Below are 14,151 nucleotides of genomic sequence, written 5' to 3' on the forward strand. Positions count from 1 at the left end.
CGTCGCCCGCGCCTATGACGAGGCCCGTGGCATCGACACCCCCCGCATCTGGACCGCACAACGCGATCTCCAAATGTGGGAAGACCTGCAAAGTTGAGGAAATACCGCCCCATTTGATCCAGATCGTTTTTCCCACGGAAAATCGATGAAACCATTGGGCAAGACCGTCGGCGCACTCGTGCCGGCGGACGCGACCTTTGCGCCATCGGCGCCAAAGCTTCGGGGGAAAGCCCATGAACAAGATTTTCGAAGTTCCACTCTATGCCTATGAGCGCAGCCCGGATCAGGATGCCGCAATACCGGTACGCCACAAGGTCATCGTGATCGGTGCCGGGCCGGTCGGTCTGGCTGCCGCGATCGATCTGGCGCAACAAGGGATCGAGGTTGTCGTTTTGGATGACAATGACAAGGTCAGCTTTGGCAGCCGTGCCATATGCTTTTCCCAGCGCACATTGGAAATCGCCGACCGTCTGGGCGCAGGAAAACCGATGCTGGACAGAGGCGTTCTGTGGGATGCCGGCAAAGTCTATTTCGACAACCGGCAGGTCTATGAGTTCAATCTGCAGCCGGACAGCGGTTATGCAAACCCAGCCTTCATCAATCTTCAGCAATACTACGTCGAAGATGCTCTGATGGCACGTGTACGAGAATTACAGGCTGAGGGTGCCCCGATCGAAGTCCGCGGCCGCAACAAGGTCGAGGCCATCGGCACCCATGACACACATGTCACGCTAGAAGTTGAAACACCCGAAGGCCCTTATAACATCGAGGGTGAGTGGCTGATCGCTTGTGACGGCGCAAGCTCTCCTGCCCGCCGCATGCTGGGCTTGGAGTTCGAGGGGCGCGTATTCGAGGACAACTTCCTGATCGCCGATGTCGTGATGGAGGCGGATTTCCCTTCCGAACGCTGGTTCTGGTTCGATCCACCTTTCAATCGCGGGCAATCCGCCCTGCTGCACAAACAACCCGACAATGTCTGGCGCATTGACCTGCAACTTGGCTGGGACATCGACAAAGAGCGCGAAAAACGGCCCGAAAACGTGATCCCGCGCCTCAAGGAAATGTTGGGCGCGGATGTTGAGTTCGCTCTTGAATGGGTATCGATTTATACCTTCCAATGCCGCCGGATGGATCGTTTCCGCTATGGGCGGGTGCTTTTTGCCGGAGACAGCGCCCATCAGGTCAGCCCATTTGGGGCACGTGGGGCCAACTCAGGAATACAAGACACGGATAACCTGTGCTGGAAACTCAAGCTTGTAATCGAAGGAAAGGCGCCAGAGCTGCTGCTGGACAATTACAGCTTTGAGCGTGTGCAGGCCGCTGATGAAAACATCCGCATGTCTACTCGATCAACTGATTTCATTACTCCTAAGTCCCGCATGTCACGGCTGTTGCGGGATGCTGTACTTGATCTCAGCGAGCACTTCGAATTCGCGCGCCCAATGGTCAATTCCGGACGACTGAGCACACCCTGTACGTACGAAGGATCTTCGTTGAGTTCGGCGGATGCTCTGAACGGGCCCGAAATGACACGCCCAGGATCCGCCTGCCCGGATGCGCCACTTGGCGATGAATTCCTGTTACCCAAACTGGCAGGTAAGTTCACCCTGCTAACCATCGATGCGGACGCCCCAGATTTGATCGAAGAAAGCGGGATCGAAGCCTCACGTCTCGCCCTCTCGGTCAAGGACGACCTGACACTGGAACTCAAGCGGCGTTATCTGGGCGACGCAGACAGTGCAGTGTATCTGATCCGCCCCGACCAACACGTTGCAGCACGACGCGATAGCTTCGAAGAAAACGCTTTCCGGCAGGCGATCCGCCGGGCAACAGGTAAGGAGTAAGCAAAATGGCCGATCTGATCCTCACCCCCAATCTCGATAACGCCGATGATTTCTATGCCGGCCTGCTGAATGCTCATGAAGGGTTGGAGCAAGCCGAAAGCGATGCGCTGAACGCACGGCTCCTGCTTGTACTGGCGAACCATATTGGTGACTCCAACGTACTGGCACAGGCCCTGGACGCAGCTGCGCTAAGGGAAGGCTGACTGTATGAGTGATGTGATCCTGTATGACTATTGGGGATCATCAGCCAGTTATCGGGTCCGCATAGCATTGAACATCGCAGGCATCGCTTATCGTGCCATTTCAGTCGATCTGAGGGCCGGAGAGCAGGGTTCAGGTACGCATCTTGCCCGCAACCCCCAAGGCCTCGTGCCTGTGCTGGAAATTGACGGACTTCAACTGACGCAATCGTTGGCAATTATCGAATACCTAGACCAAACGCGGGGTCTGGGGCTTTTCCCATCTGACCCGGCACTCCGCGCGCAGGCAACTGCCCTTGCTCAGTCTATTGCCGTAGATGTGCATCCGATTTGCAACCTGTCTGTAGCTCAATACGCATCTACGCTGGCCGGGAACACTGAGGGAATGCCCGGCGATTGGATGCGTCACTTCATACGACCGGGGCTACTGGCTTTCGAGACACTGCTTGGCAAGTTCGAACAGGCCCCCTTTTGTACTGGGATTCGACCCGGCATAGCCGACCTGTGCCTGATGCCCCAGATGTACAATGCCCGACGGTGGGATGTTGACCTGTCTGACCTGCCCCGTGTGTTAGGGGTCGAAGCCGCTTGCGCTGAGCATCCAGCTTTTATCGCCGCGCATCCTGACAAGCACTCCCCGTCGTGAACACGCGCACAGGCGATGTGTGCAGGCATGAATAGGAAGCGCTGCCCATAGACCTTATAGTCTTCTCAAAGGCTGTAGGAGGCTTCCATGCCCAAAATCACTGGCTATCACGCCCATGTCTATTTTGATGCTGACACGCAGGACACCGCGAAAGAAGTCTGCGAAGAAGCCGTCCGCCTGTTCTCCGTCGAGATGGGTCGTATGCATGCCAAAAACGTTGGTCCTCACCCACGTTGGAGCTGCCAACTTGCCTTCACCCCGGCCGTTTTCGAACAGGTGTTTCCCTGGTTAATGCTGAACCGGCAGGGCCTGACCATCTTCACGCACCCAGAAACCGGCGATCATCTTGCAGACCACCGGGACCGCGCCGTCTGGATGGGGGAGATGCTGGATCTTGATCTATCCATTTTCGATCGTGCCGAACCTAAGTAATCCTAGCATATAGTTGAATTACTACACTACGAGCGTATTCTAGTAGCTGGCCAATTGAAGGTTTCTTCTGGATGGTAGGCTTTAACAGAAACAGTGATTTTGGAGACGCCTGCAACTATTGCCGTGCACATCCTGTGTCTGCCGTCATCCAAAGATATCCGGTTTGCTCTACCGATATTGACACTTGGAAGGTCACCAGTTGGCACAAACCCACCGCGGTACTTGAAGTCAGAGAACAGCTTTTCCAGAAATTCTAAACGTTTTGATATCTGTGCTTCGTTTTCATATCGTTTGACGTTGCCGTGGTTGCGAATGAACTGCAGCCACTCGGTATCGTCCCACGCCAAGCCGTCATGAAAGTGACGTTTTAACGAATCCAGAAAAGCATAGTTGTCCATGCTAACCATGCCAATTTCCGCTTCATCCGGTTGTTCGTATTTTGATGACCAGAATAGCCGTCGATCTATTGGAATGTCCCAATCTCCGACCTTTTCAAGGAAAGACCTCCTTGGCTGGGATACGAAAAACTCTGGATACTGAACGTATTTTATGGCTTGCGGAGAAATCTCAATTACTGAGGATTTTTTTTTAAGTTGAACAAAACCCTTATGGGTTCTTTCTTACTACACTTTAGTCGGTGTAGTGAGTGAACACTCCAGTCATCCCCCAACACCCGCGAGAACATCTGTTTGTGCCATTCGATGCTGGAATCGACATCCAAGTCTTCAAACTCAGGGCGCGGTTGGCCCTGATCTGTATAACGTGCGGCACGGGTGCTGCCCTCGACAAATATCTGGGAGGTCTTTTCACTGCAAGCTAGCAGCGTGTCCTCCATTTCTTCCGGCCCTTTCAAGGCATAAATTCGGTGCAGAACACTTAGAAGCAGGACCGCGTCCCATTTCCCCTTGGAGTTCAGAAACTCTCTGGAAACTGCCAAATTATGGAAAGACGAATTTTTGTGCGCGTTTGAAATCGAGGAGTTGTATTCCTTCTTGGCGATTTCCAGCCCGACGGTTTCATGGCCGTTTTCAGCTAAGTACCTGCTGGTCTCTCCATTATTTGAACCGACATCAAGCAACAGAAGGTTTGGGCCAAGTTCCTCAAGGATAATGCTGTTCCTCAAATCGAAACTCATGTGGTTTTTATTAAAGTTCAGCATTTGGAGGGCCGTTCCTTCGTATCGATTTCAAGCCGCACTATCGTGTGTTTGATCGCCATTGACAACAACCCACAGAGGTCGTTCGGACACGCCACTGCGTGCGTGGAAAATTTACCACGCATCGGCTAAACGACGTGTCCATTACAAACCCAATCCTTCACACAAAACTAGCCCAGCTCGCGTGCCTGATCGCGTAGTTTGAATTTTTGGATCTTGCCTGTTGAGGTCTTCGGCAAGGCTCCGAACACCACAGTTTTGGGTGCTTTGAAATGGGCCATGTTGTCCCGACAAAACGAGATTATGTCCGCTTCGGTTGCCTGTACTTCCGGCTTGAGTTCGACAAAGGCACAAGGTGTTTCGCCCCATTTCTCATCGGGTCGCGCGACCACAGCGGCCTCCATCACTGCGGGGTGTTTGTAGAGGATATCCTCAACTTCGACAGATGAGATATTCTCGCCACCCGAGATGATGATGTCCTTGGAACGGTCCTTTAGCGCGATATAGCCGTCCGGGTGCATGACCCCCAGATCGCCCGAAGCGAACCAACCACCTCGGAATGCTTTGTCCGAGGCCTCGGCGTTTTTCAGATAGCCTTTCATGACGACGTTGCCTTGCATGAAAATCTCGCCCATGGTCTCGCCATCTGCGGGCACAGGCTCCAGAGTATCCGGATCAGCAACCATGAGCCCTGACAACGCCGTGTAGGGAACGCCCTGACGGACCTTAAGCGCCGCGCGTTCCTCGGCCCCTTTACTGTTCCACTCGTCTTTCCACGCACACACAACTGAAGGGCCGTAGGTTTCGGTCAGTCCATAAACATGGGTTACTTCGACACCCATGCCTTCCATCTTTTCGATCACGGCAGCTGGCGGTGGAGCTCCTGCGGTCATCACCTTGATCTCATGATCGAAGTCTTTCAGGTGATCCGGTGCGTTCGCCAGCATGTTCAAAACAATCGGCGCACCGCAGAAATGAGTAACCTTTTCATCGCGGAAGGCTGCATAGATCGGCTCGTCCCGCACCGCCCGCAGGCAGACCGAAACCCCGGCATTGGCCGCAATCGCCCAAGGGAAACACCAGCCGTTGCAGTGGAACATCGGCAAGGTCCACAGGTAGACCGAATGCTTAGGCATGTCCCAATCGAGCAAGTCTGATTGCGCATTCAGCGTCGCGCCCCGGTGGTGGTACACGACCCCTTTCGGGTTGCCAGTGGTGCCAGAGGTATAGTTCAGCGTGATCGCGTCCCATTCGTCCTCGGGTAAGGACCACGCGAAATCAGGATCGCCCTCAGTCAGCAGCGCATCATAGGTCAGGCTGCCCAGCTTTTCCCCGCCGTCAAAGCTGGGGTCTTCGATGTCGATGACCAGAACGTCATGATCGACCTGTTTCAGAGCTTCTTTCACCACGCCCGAAAACTCGGGATCGACAAGCAACACCTTTGCCTCAGCGTGGTTCAGGATGAACGCGATGATCGGCGCGTCCAACCGCGTGTTGATCGTGTTCAGAACAGCACCCGCCATAGGAACACCAAAATGCGCCTCGTACATTTCCGGGATGTTGGCTGCGATGATCGAGACCGTATCACCCTTGCCGATTCCCCGAGCGGATAACGCTCCAGCCAAACGACGGCATCGGGCATAGGTTTCCGCCCAGCTAAAACGGCGGTCACCGTAAACAACGGAAGGGTAGTCAGGGTAGATTTTAGCAGTACGTTCAATAAAACTCAGCGGCGACAATGGCGTATAGTTCGCACGGTTTTTGTCCAAATGACGCTCGTAGATGTTGGCCCCTGTCATCTGCTGACCCTCCCAGTTCAATTCTCGAGCGACTTGATCACAAAGCGGCCCGTCTAGCAAACCCGTAGAAATACGCCGAAGGCATGGACTGGCGATACGGGATGGTGCAATCTGGCCCTATCTACAGATGGCCTTTCGCGGTGATCTGGGCCATCAAAAGTTCCAAGCCGGGGCGGCAGCGTTCCCGCAACTTGCACATCCAATACTTCTGAAAGGACATGTCATGGACGGCACGTTCAACGAAAACGATCTTTCCCGCGTCGTCGAAGCCGACCGCGCCCACATCTGGCACCACCTGATCCAGCACAAACCCTTTGAAACCAATGATCCCCGCATCATTGTCGAAGGCAAAGGTATGCGCGTTTGGGACCAGAACGGCAAAGAGCATCTGGATGCAGTTTCGGGCGGTGTGTGGACCGTCAACGTAGGCTACGGCCGCGAATCGATCTGTAAGGCCGTGTATGATCAGCTGATGAAGCTGTGTTATTTCGCCAATTCCGCCGGTTCGATCCCAGGGGCGATTTTCGCTGAAAAGCTCATCGAAAAGATGCCGGGCATGAGCCGTGTTTACTACACCAACTCAGGCTCGGAGGCGAACGAGAAGGCGTTCAAGATGGTTCGCCAGATCGCCCACAAAAAGTACGGCGGCAAGAAGACCAAAATCCTGTACCGCGACCGCGACTACCACGGCTCGACCCTGGCAGCGATGTCCGCAGGCGGTCAGGACGAGCGCAACGCACAATACGGCCCCTTCGCACCTGATTTCGTGCGCGTGCCGCATTGCATGGAATACCGCAAGCACGAGCTGGACGGCGCACCTGTCGAGAACTTTGGCGAGTGGGCAGCGGACCAGATCGAAGAGGTCATCCTGCGCGAAGGTCCCGACACCGTCGGCGCCCTATGCCTTGAGCCGGTTACCGCTGGCGGCGGCGTGATCGAAGCACCCGAGGGCTATTGGCAGCGCGTGCAGGAAATCTGCAAGAAGTACGACATACTGCTGCATATCGACGAGGTCGTCTGCGGTGTTGGCCGCACGGGTACATGGTTCGGCTACCAGCAATATGGTGTGAAGCCAGACTTCGTAACCATGGCTAAGGGTGTTGCCTCAGGCTATGCGGCGATTGCCTGCATGGTCACCACCGAGGAAGTCTTTGAGATGTTCAAAGACGATGCGGCTGACCCCATGAACTATTTCCGCGACATCTCGACCTTTGGTGGTTGCACCGCCGGTCCAGCGGCCGCAATCGAGAACATGCGCATCATCGAAGACGAAAACCTGCTGGGCAATTGTGCGTCCATGGGTGATCGCATGATGGGTAACCTGCAAGCGTTGATGGAAAAGCACAAAGTCATCGGCGACGTACGCGGCAAGGGCCTGTTCCTGGGCGCTGAACTGGTTGCGGACCGCGGCAGCAAGGAGCCGGTAGACGAAAAGCTGGCACAAGCGGTTGTGGCCGATTGTATGGCGCAGGGCGTGATCATTGGTGTCACCAACCGCTCAGTCCCAAGTCGCAACAACACACTTTGCTTCTCGCCCGCTCTGATTGCGACAGCAGACGATATCGATCAGATTACAGATGCGGTCGATGGCGCGCTGGGACGTGTGTTCGGGTAAACCGACCTCACCCTGAAAGAATGAAACCGGCACGAAGAGTGCCGGTTTTTTTGTACCGCTTGTCAAAGCTACATTTTGGTCAGTAGCTGTTTCGGGCAGAACCCTTACAAACTGACTTCCGGGATACGCGCATCTCTTGGATCTTCGGAATAGTCAAAGTTATCGAAAACCCAACTCATAGAGCGCTTCACTGCTTCGATCGACTTGTCGTCATAAAAGTCCGCGACCGGTACATCCCCCCATTTTCGGATGCCCTTATTAAATTCGGGCAAAGGCTCAAGGGGCTTGTCAAAACCTAACTTGTTAGCAATGCGTGACAGGTCATCGGCAAGGCATTCGTATCGAATTGCGTCCTGTGCGACGAACTCGTCACCAATCTTAACAATATCAGAATCCGTCGCGTATCGAGGCCGGACGCAAAACCGCCGGAAGGCAGTCCTGACCTCGTCAAAACTGTCGGACCTGACGATTTCATCCTCGCGCCGCAACCAAAAGAAGTGGGATACAACACGGTCAAAAGGGTTTCGGACAGCCGTAAATCGGAAATACGAATTCCACTTTTCCTCTCCCAACCGGCGACGCACACGAACAGCAGGAATGTGCGGTCTCCACCCGTCCGGGGCCGGTCCACGGGCCACACCTTCGCCATAGCGCTTTTCCGAAAGGTCCAAAGGAAGATCATCGTCAAGTTTAGTGCAAAACGGGAATAACGCGCGTTCAATACTTGTCCCGGCCGTTTTCCGGGATTTCAAAAAGACGAACTTGTACTTGTTGCTGATGGCAACCATTTTTCACCTACTCAAAACGTCTTTGGTTCTTCAATCAGTTTCGCACGACAGGGCGTATGCCGAACTGGTTACCTGATCTTTCAGAACGGACTTTTAACGAGAAACCCGTGCGTTTCCAGCCTTACCTTTCAGCCAAAGTAGCAGGTGTTGTTTTCGGACAAACTGGGCCCACCAAAAGCTGATGCACGCATCTGTGCTAAGAGCGCGAAGGACACCCCCTTCCGACTTGACGACCGTCCGCAGAAAGATAACCGTGTGATCATATTCGCGACGAGACCAAGAATGAAAACGCTATTATGTGTTGGTGACTCACATTCCCGATTGATCGGAACAAAACCAGCGGGGTCGCGTTTCAGATATGGACGGGTCAGCCCTATCGTAATCGATGGGTTCGACACAGCCAATGTGATCAGCATTAAGGGAGCAACCGCCGCAGGTTTTTACCCCAAGAATGGCCGCCAGTCCTCATTTTCCCGAGCTGCGCGGGCAATCCGAAAACTTGATCCCGATGTTGTGTGTTTTGGGTTTGGGCAGGTGGATGCAGAACTCAGTTGCTATTTCATTGCGCTCAGGGACCAGATCTCACTGGATGAAGCCGTCGCAACCCGAGTGAAGGCACTGGGCCGCTATATCGAAGCATGCCGCGATGCGGCGGGGAACCGGCGGATCATTATCAAAGGCTTGAACACTGCTACCCTGCAGGACCGAAAAGCCCTAAGCAGGACGCTGCACCGTCGTATACGCACTGTTCTGGAAATACCTCGCGGACAATTCAAGCAGAAGGCCGAAGACCTCGGCATCACAGTAGAGCGGCATTGGAAAATCAACACCGATATCTGTGAGGGGTTGCGGAAGGCCTCAATGGCGCAAGGCCTCGCCTATTTCGATCTGCGCGAAGAAACTGGACTGCCTGACAAGCCCGGGCTTTCAAAACCTGAATTTTGCGTGGGCGGCAACGATGTGCACTTGCGCCAAACACCCGAGGTTGAGGATCAGTTTTCCAAAGCTCTGGCGCGAGTGGCCCAACACAACGTGGCCGGATCTGCAATCTGATCCTGAAGACCTGAAATGAAAAAGGGCCGTCCCTGTAAGGAACGGCCCTTCATTCACTGTCTCTCGAAAGAGGATCAGGCAGCCAGAGCGGCCTGAGCTTTGGCGACGATCGCGCCGAACGCTTCCGGTTCGTGCACGGCCAGGTCGGCCAAAACTTTGCGGTCCACTTCGATACCGGCCAGATTCAGGCCGTTGATGAAGCGGGAATATGTCAGTGCTTCGTCGTGCGAGCGAACAGCAGCGTTGATACGCTGGATCCACAGCGCGCGGAAGTTACGCTTACGGTTCTTACGGTCGCGGGTTGCATACTGGTTGGCCTTGTCTACGGCCTGACGGGCAACCTTGAAGGTGCTCTTGCGGCGGCCATAGTAACCTTTGGCGGCCTTGATAACCTTCTTGTGACGGGCGTGAGTTACGGTTCCACCTTTAACGCGGGACATCTCTTAATCTCCTCTTAGCGGTCGTAGGGCATGTAGCCCTTGACGATCTTGGCGTCGGGGGCGGACAGGGTGGTGTTGCCACGGGCGTCGCGGATGAACTTTTTGGTCCGCTTGATCATGCCGTGCCGTTTGCCGGCCTGGCCAGCAAGGACCTTACCGGTCGCAGTCACCTTAAAGCGCTTTTTGGCGCTCGACTTGGTCTTCATCTTAGGCATTTCCGTCTCCTTTCAGGGTTCGGTACTAAACGCGACTCGGCATGCCATCTCGGCCGGTCACGCGATCAGAAGCGCCGTTTACGCAAGTTCGATCATACTGGCAAGGGGGTTTTGACCAGAATCTGCGCTTTTCGCAGGGTGGTCAGGCACCGGGGCGGCTTAACCGCCCCGGCTGTATGGTTCAATGGCCAAACTTGCGGATTTCGCCGCTCTTCAGCCGTTCTGCGTAGGACGCCAGTTCCTGGCGCACCACTTTCATCAAGAAGTACAGCGCAAAGACGTTCACAACCGCCATCGCAAAGATCGCTGCATCCGAGAAATCGATGACTGGACCAAGATTGGCCGCCGCACCGATGACAACGAAGATGCAGAAGATGACCTTGAAGACCAGCTCTTTGGTCTGACCTTCACCGAACAGATAGGTCCAGGCCTTCAGGCCGTAATAGGACCAGCTAATCATGGTTGAGAAGGCAAACAACACCACTGCGATAGCAAGCACATATGGGAACCAGCTAAAGGCACTTCCGAAGGCTGCCGAGGTCAGGCTGACACCAGAGTTGCCGTCAACAGTGGCAATCGCGTTTCCTGCTTCGTTCAGCATGTAGTTGCCGGTGTTTGGATCAACGATCAGCTGCTGGGTGATGATGATCACCAACGCAGTCATTGTACAGATCACAACGGTATCGATGAACGGCTCAAGCAGAGACACGAAGCCTTCTGTGATCGGCTCACTGGTCCGTACCGCCGAGTGCGCGATCGCGGCGGAACCAACGCCCGCCTCGTTCGAAAACGCCGCACGTCGGAAACCTTGGATCAGCGCACCAACCATACCGCCAGCAACACCAAGTCCGGTGAACGCACCTGCGAAGATTTGCCCGAAAGCCCATCCGATCTGATCTGCGTGCATGAGGATGATAACCAGAGCGGCCAGCACGTACATTACACCCATGAACGGCACGACCTTTTCAGTGACGCGCGCGATGGATTTCAGGCCACCAACGATCACCGCAAATACGATACCCGCAAAGACCAACCCTGTGATCCAACCCGGATACTCGCCCACGATTCCAGCAATCTGCTGGTGCGCCTGGTTGGCCTGGAACATATTGCCGCCGCCCAGCGCGCCAAGGATACAGAAGATCGAGAACAAAACTGCCAGGATTTTTCCGCCCGGCAGACCCAATTCAGCAAAGCCTTTCGACATGTAATACATCGGCCCACCTGAAACGGTGCCGTCTTCGTATTCGTTGCGGTATTTCACGCCCAGCGTACATTCAGTGAATTTCGACGCCATGCCCAGCAGACCTGCGACAATCATCCAGAAGGTCGCACCAGGGCCACCGATACCGATAGCAACCGCCACACCAGCGATGTTACCCAACCCGACAGTACCCGAAAGCGCTGTGGCCAGAGCTTGGAAGTGGCTGACTTCACCTGCATCATTAGGGTCAGAGTAATCACCCTTTACGAGGCTGATCGCATGACCAAAAAAGCGCAGCTGCACAAAAGCGAAGTACAACGTAAAGACCGTCGCAGCGACAACCAGCCACCCAACGATCCAAGGGAAGCCAGTTCCAGGGAACGGTGCAAAGATGAAGCTGACAAAAGGACCGGTAAAGTCAGCAAATGCCTGGTTGATCTTTTCGTCCAGCCCTGCAGCCTCTTGCGCCATCGCCGGAGCGGCGATCAGGCTGGCAACTGCGGAAAAACCCAGATTTCTTGAGATACTCATTTCCGTGTCTCCCCTCAGTTCACAACCGTGACAGGCACGTCGGCATGCATGACCAGATTCTGGGTCGAACTACCAAAGAGCCGTTTTTTGAAACCATCGGCCGAAGCCCGACCAACGATGATCTGCGTGCCACCGTTCTCAACGGTGATAGCATTCAACGTCTCAGCCACATCTCCGTGCCGCACGATACCGTGCGCCGTAAATCCAGCCGCGTTCAGCGCCTCAACGGTCGGAGTGACGATCCGGTTCGTAGCCAGTTCGACTTCTTCCTCGCGCCGTTTGTGCCGCAGAGCGTTTTCTTCAGGTGTTTGAAAAGTGAAAGGCGACCATTCGATGACATAAACCACCAACAACTCACATGAACCAATCCGCTCGGCCAAATCTTTGGCAAAAGCGATGGCACGTTCGCCGGTTTCTGTCCCGTCCAGTCCAATGACAATTTTAGTTGTCATGACGTTCCTCCATTATTTTTTGATTGTGCCGGGGCCCGTGCCCCCGGCAGGGCAGCCGGAACCTGGAACTTTCTGAGTAGACTACCCTTGCGCCCAAGTATCCGAGAAAAACACTGAAAAACAGAGAGGTTTTTGCGAGATACAACCAGGAAGAGGCTTTCGCGTTGAAAATAAACAAAAAAAACCGCCTATTTTTTAGGCGGTTCGAAAAGTATCACATTGATGTGTAGGGGTAGCACACCAAACTCAACCCGGGTCAGTGTTATAAATCAATCGCTCGTCACATGGCGCAATACGCAGGATATTGGTTGTTCCGGGTACGTTGAAAGGTACACCGGCAGTGACTACAATCTGGTCGGTCTCCGCCGCAAATCCGCCAGAGCGCGCCGCACGAGCCGCGTTCACCACGGCGCCTTTGAACCGCTCTAGTTCGGGTGTCATCACACAGTGACATCCCCAGGTCAGGCAAAGACGCCGCGCGGTTCCAGTAGCTGGGGTCATCGCGATAATCGGCACACCGGGACGCTCGCGTGCAGTCAACAGAGCCGTGGTACCGCTCTGTGTGAAACAGCAAATTGCCTTGATGTCGGTCTTTTCTGCGATCTCACGAGCAGCGGCTACGATCCCGTCGGCAATCGTGGTGCCCTTGGCGCTGCGTGACGATGCGATGATCTGGTCATATGTCGGGTCAGCTTCAACCTCGATGGCGACCTTATTCATGGTTTGGACCGCCTCGATCGGGTACGAGCCCGCTGCAGATTCAGCACTAAGCATAATCGCATCCGTGCCCTCATAGATAGCAGTGGCCACGTCGGAAACTTCGGCGCGGGTCGGCATCGGGCTTTCGATCATGCTTTCCAGCATTTGGGTTGCCACGATCACCGGCTTGGCTGCACTCCGGCATTTCCGCACCAATCGCTTCTGGATCGGCGGCACGGCGGAGACTGGCAGTTCGACCCCCAAGTCCCCCCGTGCGACCATAATGCCATCCGAGGCATCAAGAATGTCGTCGAATGCTTCTACCGCGGCAGGCTTTTCGATCTTGGACAGGATCGAAGCACGCCCATCTGCCAGAGCGCGGGCTTCGAAAACATCCTTGGCGCGTTGAACAAAGCTCAACGCCAACCAATCCACACCCAACTGGCAAACAAATTCCAGATCATCCCGATCCTTCGCCGACAGCGCTGCCAGCGGTAGCACAACGTCAGGCACATTCACGCCTTTACGGTTCGAGATGGTTCCACCTACCTCAACCGTACAGGTGGCGAAGTCCTGACCGCAGTCCTGAACGATCAGGCGTATCTTACCGTCGTTGACCAGCAGTCGGGCACCCGGCTCGAGCGCTGCAAAGATCTCGGGATGCGGCAGGCAAACGCGGCCTGCATCGCCGGGTGCTGGGTCAAGGTCCAACCGAAAGGCTGCTCCTTCTTCTAGTTCTTCCGCATCATTTGCGAAAACACCGACGCGCAGTTTCGGGCCTTGAAGGTCCGCCAGAATGGCAATCGGACTGTCCAGATCCTTTTCCACCTGCCGAATGATCCTATGCCTCTCACGAATCTCGTCATGGCTGCCGTGGCTCATGTTCAAACGGAAGACATCTGCCCCGGCCTCGTGCAGCGCTCGGATCATGTCATAGTCATTAGACGCCGGCCCCAGCGTCGCCACGATTTTTACTTTTCTCAGGCGTCGCATTGGTCTTGCTCTCCTCACGTCCCAAATGTTACCGCAAACATTGCTTGGAACTGCTTATTGCGCAATTCCCTTTTCTAAGCAACTGCC

General features: G+C 54.8%; 15 protein-coding genes. 6 read left to right on the plus strand and 9 right to left on the minus strand.

What is annotated here, in order from left to right; genetic code table 11:
• The first annotated feature begins 233 nt into the window (after positions 1 to 233).
• The 4 genes from ACR0EO_RS20620 (at position 234) to ACR0EO_RS20635 (ending at position 3,122) form a co-directional block, all read left to right on the plus strand.
• The gene (locus tag ACR0EO_RS20620) at positions 234 to 1,844 is read left to right on the plus strand and encodes an FAD-dependent oxidoreductase (protein ID WP_480692754.1); all 1,611 of its coding nucleotides are present in this window, start codon (positions 234 to 236) and stop codon (positions 1,842 to 1,844) included.
• Positions 1,845 to 1,849: 5 nt separating this feature from the next.
• Entirely contained in the window at positions 1,850 to 2,047 is a 198-nt protein-coding gene (locus tag ACR0EO_RS20625; protein WP_480692756.1) for a DUF2783 domain-containing protein, read from the plus strand.
• Positions 2,048 to 2,051: 4 nt separating this feature from the next.
• The gene (maiA, locus tag ACR0EO_RS20630) at positions 2,052 to 2,690 is read left to right on the plus strand and encodes a maleylacetoacetate isomerase (RefSeq protein ID WP_480692757.1); all 639 of its coding nucleotides are present in this window, start codon (positions 2,052 to 2,054) and stop codon (positions 2,688 to 2,690) included.
• Between the two features lie 87 nt (positions 2,691 to 2,777).
• The gene (locus ACR0EO_RS20635; protein ID WP_480692759.1) at positions 2,778 to 3,122 is read left to right on the plus strand and encodes a DOPA 4,5-dioxygenase family protein; all 345 of its coding nucleotides are present in this window, start codon (positions 2,778 to 2,780) and stop codon (positions 3,120 to 3,122) included.
• A 26-nt stretch (positions 3,123 to 3,148) separates the two neighbouring features.
• On the opposite strand, the gene ACR0EO_RS20640 is transcribed toward ACR0EO_RS20635, so the two are convergent.
• The 3 genes from ACR0EO_RS20640 to ACR0EO_RS20650 all read right to left on the minus strand — a co-directional run bounded on the left by ACR0EO_RS20640 (position 3,149) and on the right by ACR0EO_RS20650 (position 6,077).
• Positions 3,149 to 3,529 carry a hypothetical protein gene (locus ACR0EO_RS20640; protein ID WP_480692761.1) on the minus strand — a complete coding sequence of 127 codons (381 nt, stop codon included), beginning with the start codon at positions 3,527 to 3,529 and terminating at the stop codon, positions 3,149 to 3,151.
• 164 nt (positions 3,530 to 3,693) lie between these two features.
• On the minus strand, positions 3,694 to 4,281 hold the full coding sequence (locus ACR0EO_RS20645) for a class I SAM-dependent methyltransferase (RefSeq protein ID WP_480692763.1): 588 nt from the start codon (positions 4,279 to 4,281) through the stop codon (positions 3,694 to 3,696).
• A gap of 167 nt (positions 4,282 to 4,448) precedes the next feature.
• On the minus strand, positions 4,449 to 6,077 hold the full coding sequence (locus ACR0EO_RS20650; protein ID WP_480692764.1) for an acyl-CoA synthetase: 1,629 nt from the start codon (positions 6,075 to 6,077) through the stop codon (positions 4,449 to 4,451).
• Between the two features lie 223 nt (positions 6,078 to 6,300).
• Between ACR0EO_RS20650 and ACR0EO_RS20655 the strand changes: the two genes are divergently transcribed.
• Entirely contained in the window at positions 6,301 to 7,692 is a 1,392-nt protein-coding gene (locus tag ACR0EO_RS20655; RefSeq protein WP_480692765.1) for an aminotransferase family protein, read from the plus strand.
• 104 nt (positions 7,693 to 7,796) lie between these two features.
• On the opposite strand, the gene ACR0EO_RS20660 is transcribed toward ACR0EO_RS20655, so the two are convergent.
• Positions 7,797 to 8,480: a sulfotransferase family 2 domain-containing protein gene (locus tag ACR0EO_RS20660; protein WP_480692767.1), complete on the minus strand. Its 684-nt coding sequence runs from the start codon at positions 8,478 to 8,480 to the stop codon at positions 7,797 to 7,799.
• A gap of 282 nt (positions 8,481 to 8,762) precedes the next feature.
• Between ACR0EO_RS20660 and ACR0EO_RS20665 the strand changes: the two genes are divergently transcribed.
• Positions 8,763 to 9,533 (plus strand): hypothetical protein, encoded by a 771-nt coding sequence (locus ACR0EO_RS20665; RefSeq protein WP_480692769.1) that lies wholly within the window; start codon positions 8,763 to 8,765, stop codon positions 9,531 to 9,533.
• A gap of 74 nt (positions 9,534 to 9,607) precedes the next feature.
• Here ACR0EO_RS20665 and rplT read toward each other — a convergent pair whose 3' ends face one another.
• The 5 genes from rplT to pyk form a co-directional block, all read right to left on the minus strand.
• On the minus strand, positions 9,608 to 9,973 hold the full coding sequence (gene rplT / locus ACR0EO_RS20670) for a 50S ribosomal protein L20 (RefSeq protein WP_008756009.1): 366 nt from the start codon (positions 9,971 to 9,973) through the stop codon (positions 9,608 to 9,610).
• Positions 9,974 to 9,987: 14 nt separating this feature from the next.
• Positions 9,988 to 10,188 carry a 50S ribosomal protein L35 gene (gene rpmI, locus ACR0EO_RS20675; RefSeq protein WP_010443552.1) on the minus strand — a complete coding sequence of 67 codons (201 nt, stop codon included), beginning with the start codon at positions 10,186 to 10,188 and terminating at the stop codon, positions 9,988 to 9,990.
• Between the two features lie 181 nt (positions 10,189 to 10,369).
• Positions 10,370 to 11,920: an alanine/glycine:cation symporter family protein gene (locus ACR0EO_RS20680; protein ID WP_480692770.1), complete on the minus strand. Its 1,551-nt coding sequence runs from the start codon at positions 11,918 to 11,920 to the stop codon at positions 10,370 to 10,372.
• A gap of 14 nt (positions 11,921 to 11,934) precedes the next feature.
• Positions 11,935 to 12,372, minus strand: coding sequence for a universal stress protein (locus tag ACR0EO_RS20685; RefSeq protein ID WP_480692772.1), 438 nt, complete (start codon positions 12,370 to 12,372; stop codon positions 11,935 to 11,937).
• A 246-nt stretch (positions 12,373 to 12,618) separates the two neighbouring features.
• Complete coding sequence (pyk, locus tag ACR0EO_RS20690) at positions 12,619 to 14,064, minus strand: pyruvate kinase (protein WP_480692773.1); 1,446 nt, start codon at positions 14,062 to 14,064, stop codon at positions 12,619 to 12,621.
• Between the last annotated feature and the right edge of the window lie 87 nt (positions 14,065 to 14,151).

The organism is Ruegeria sp. BE9 (genome assembly GCF_056538765.1).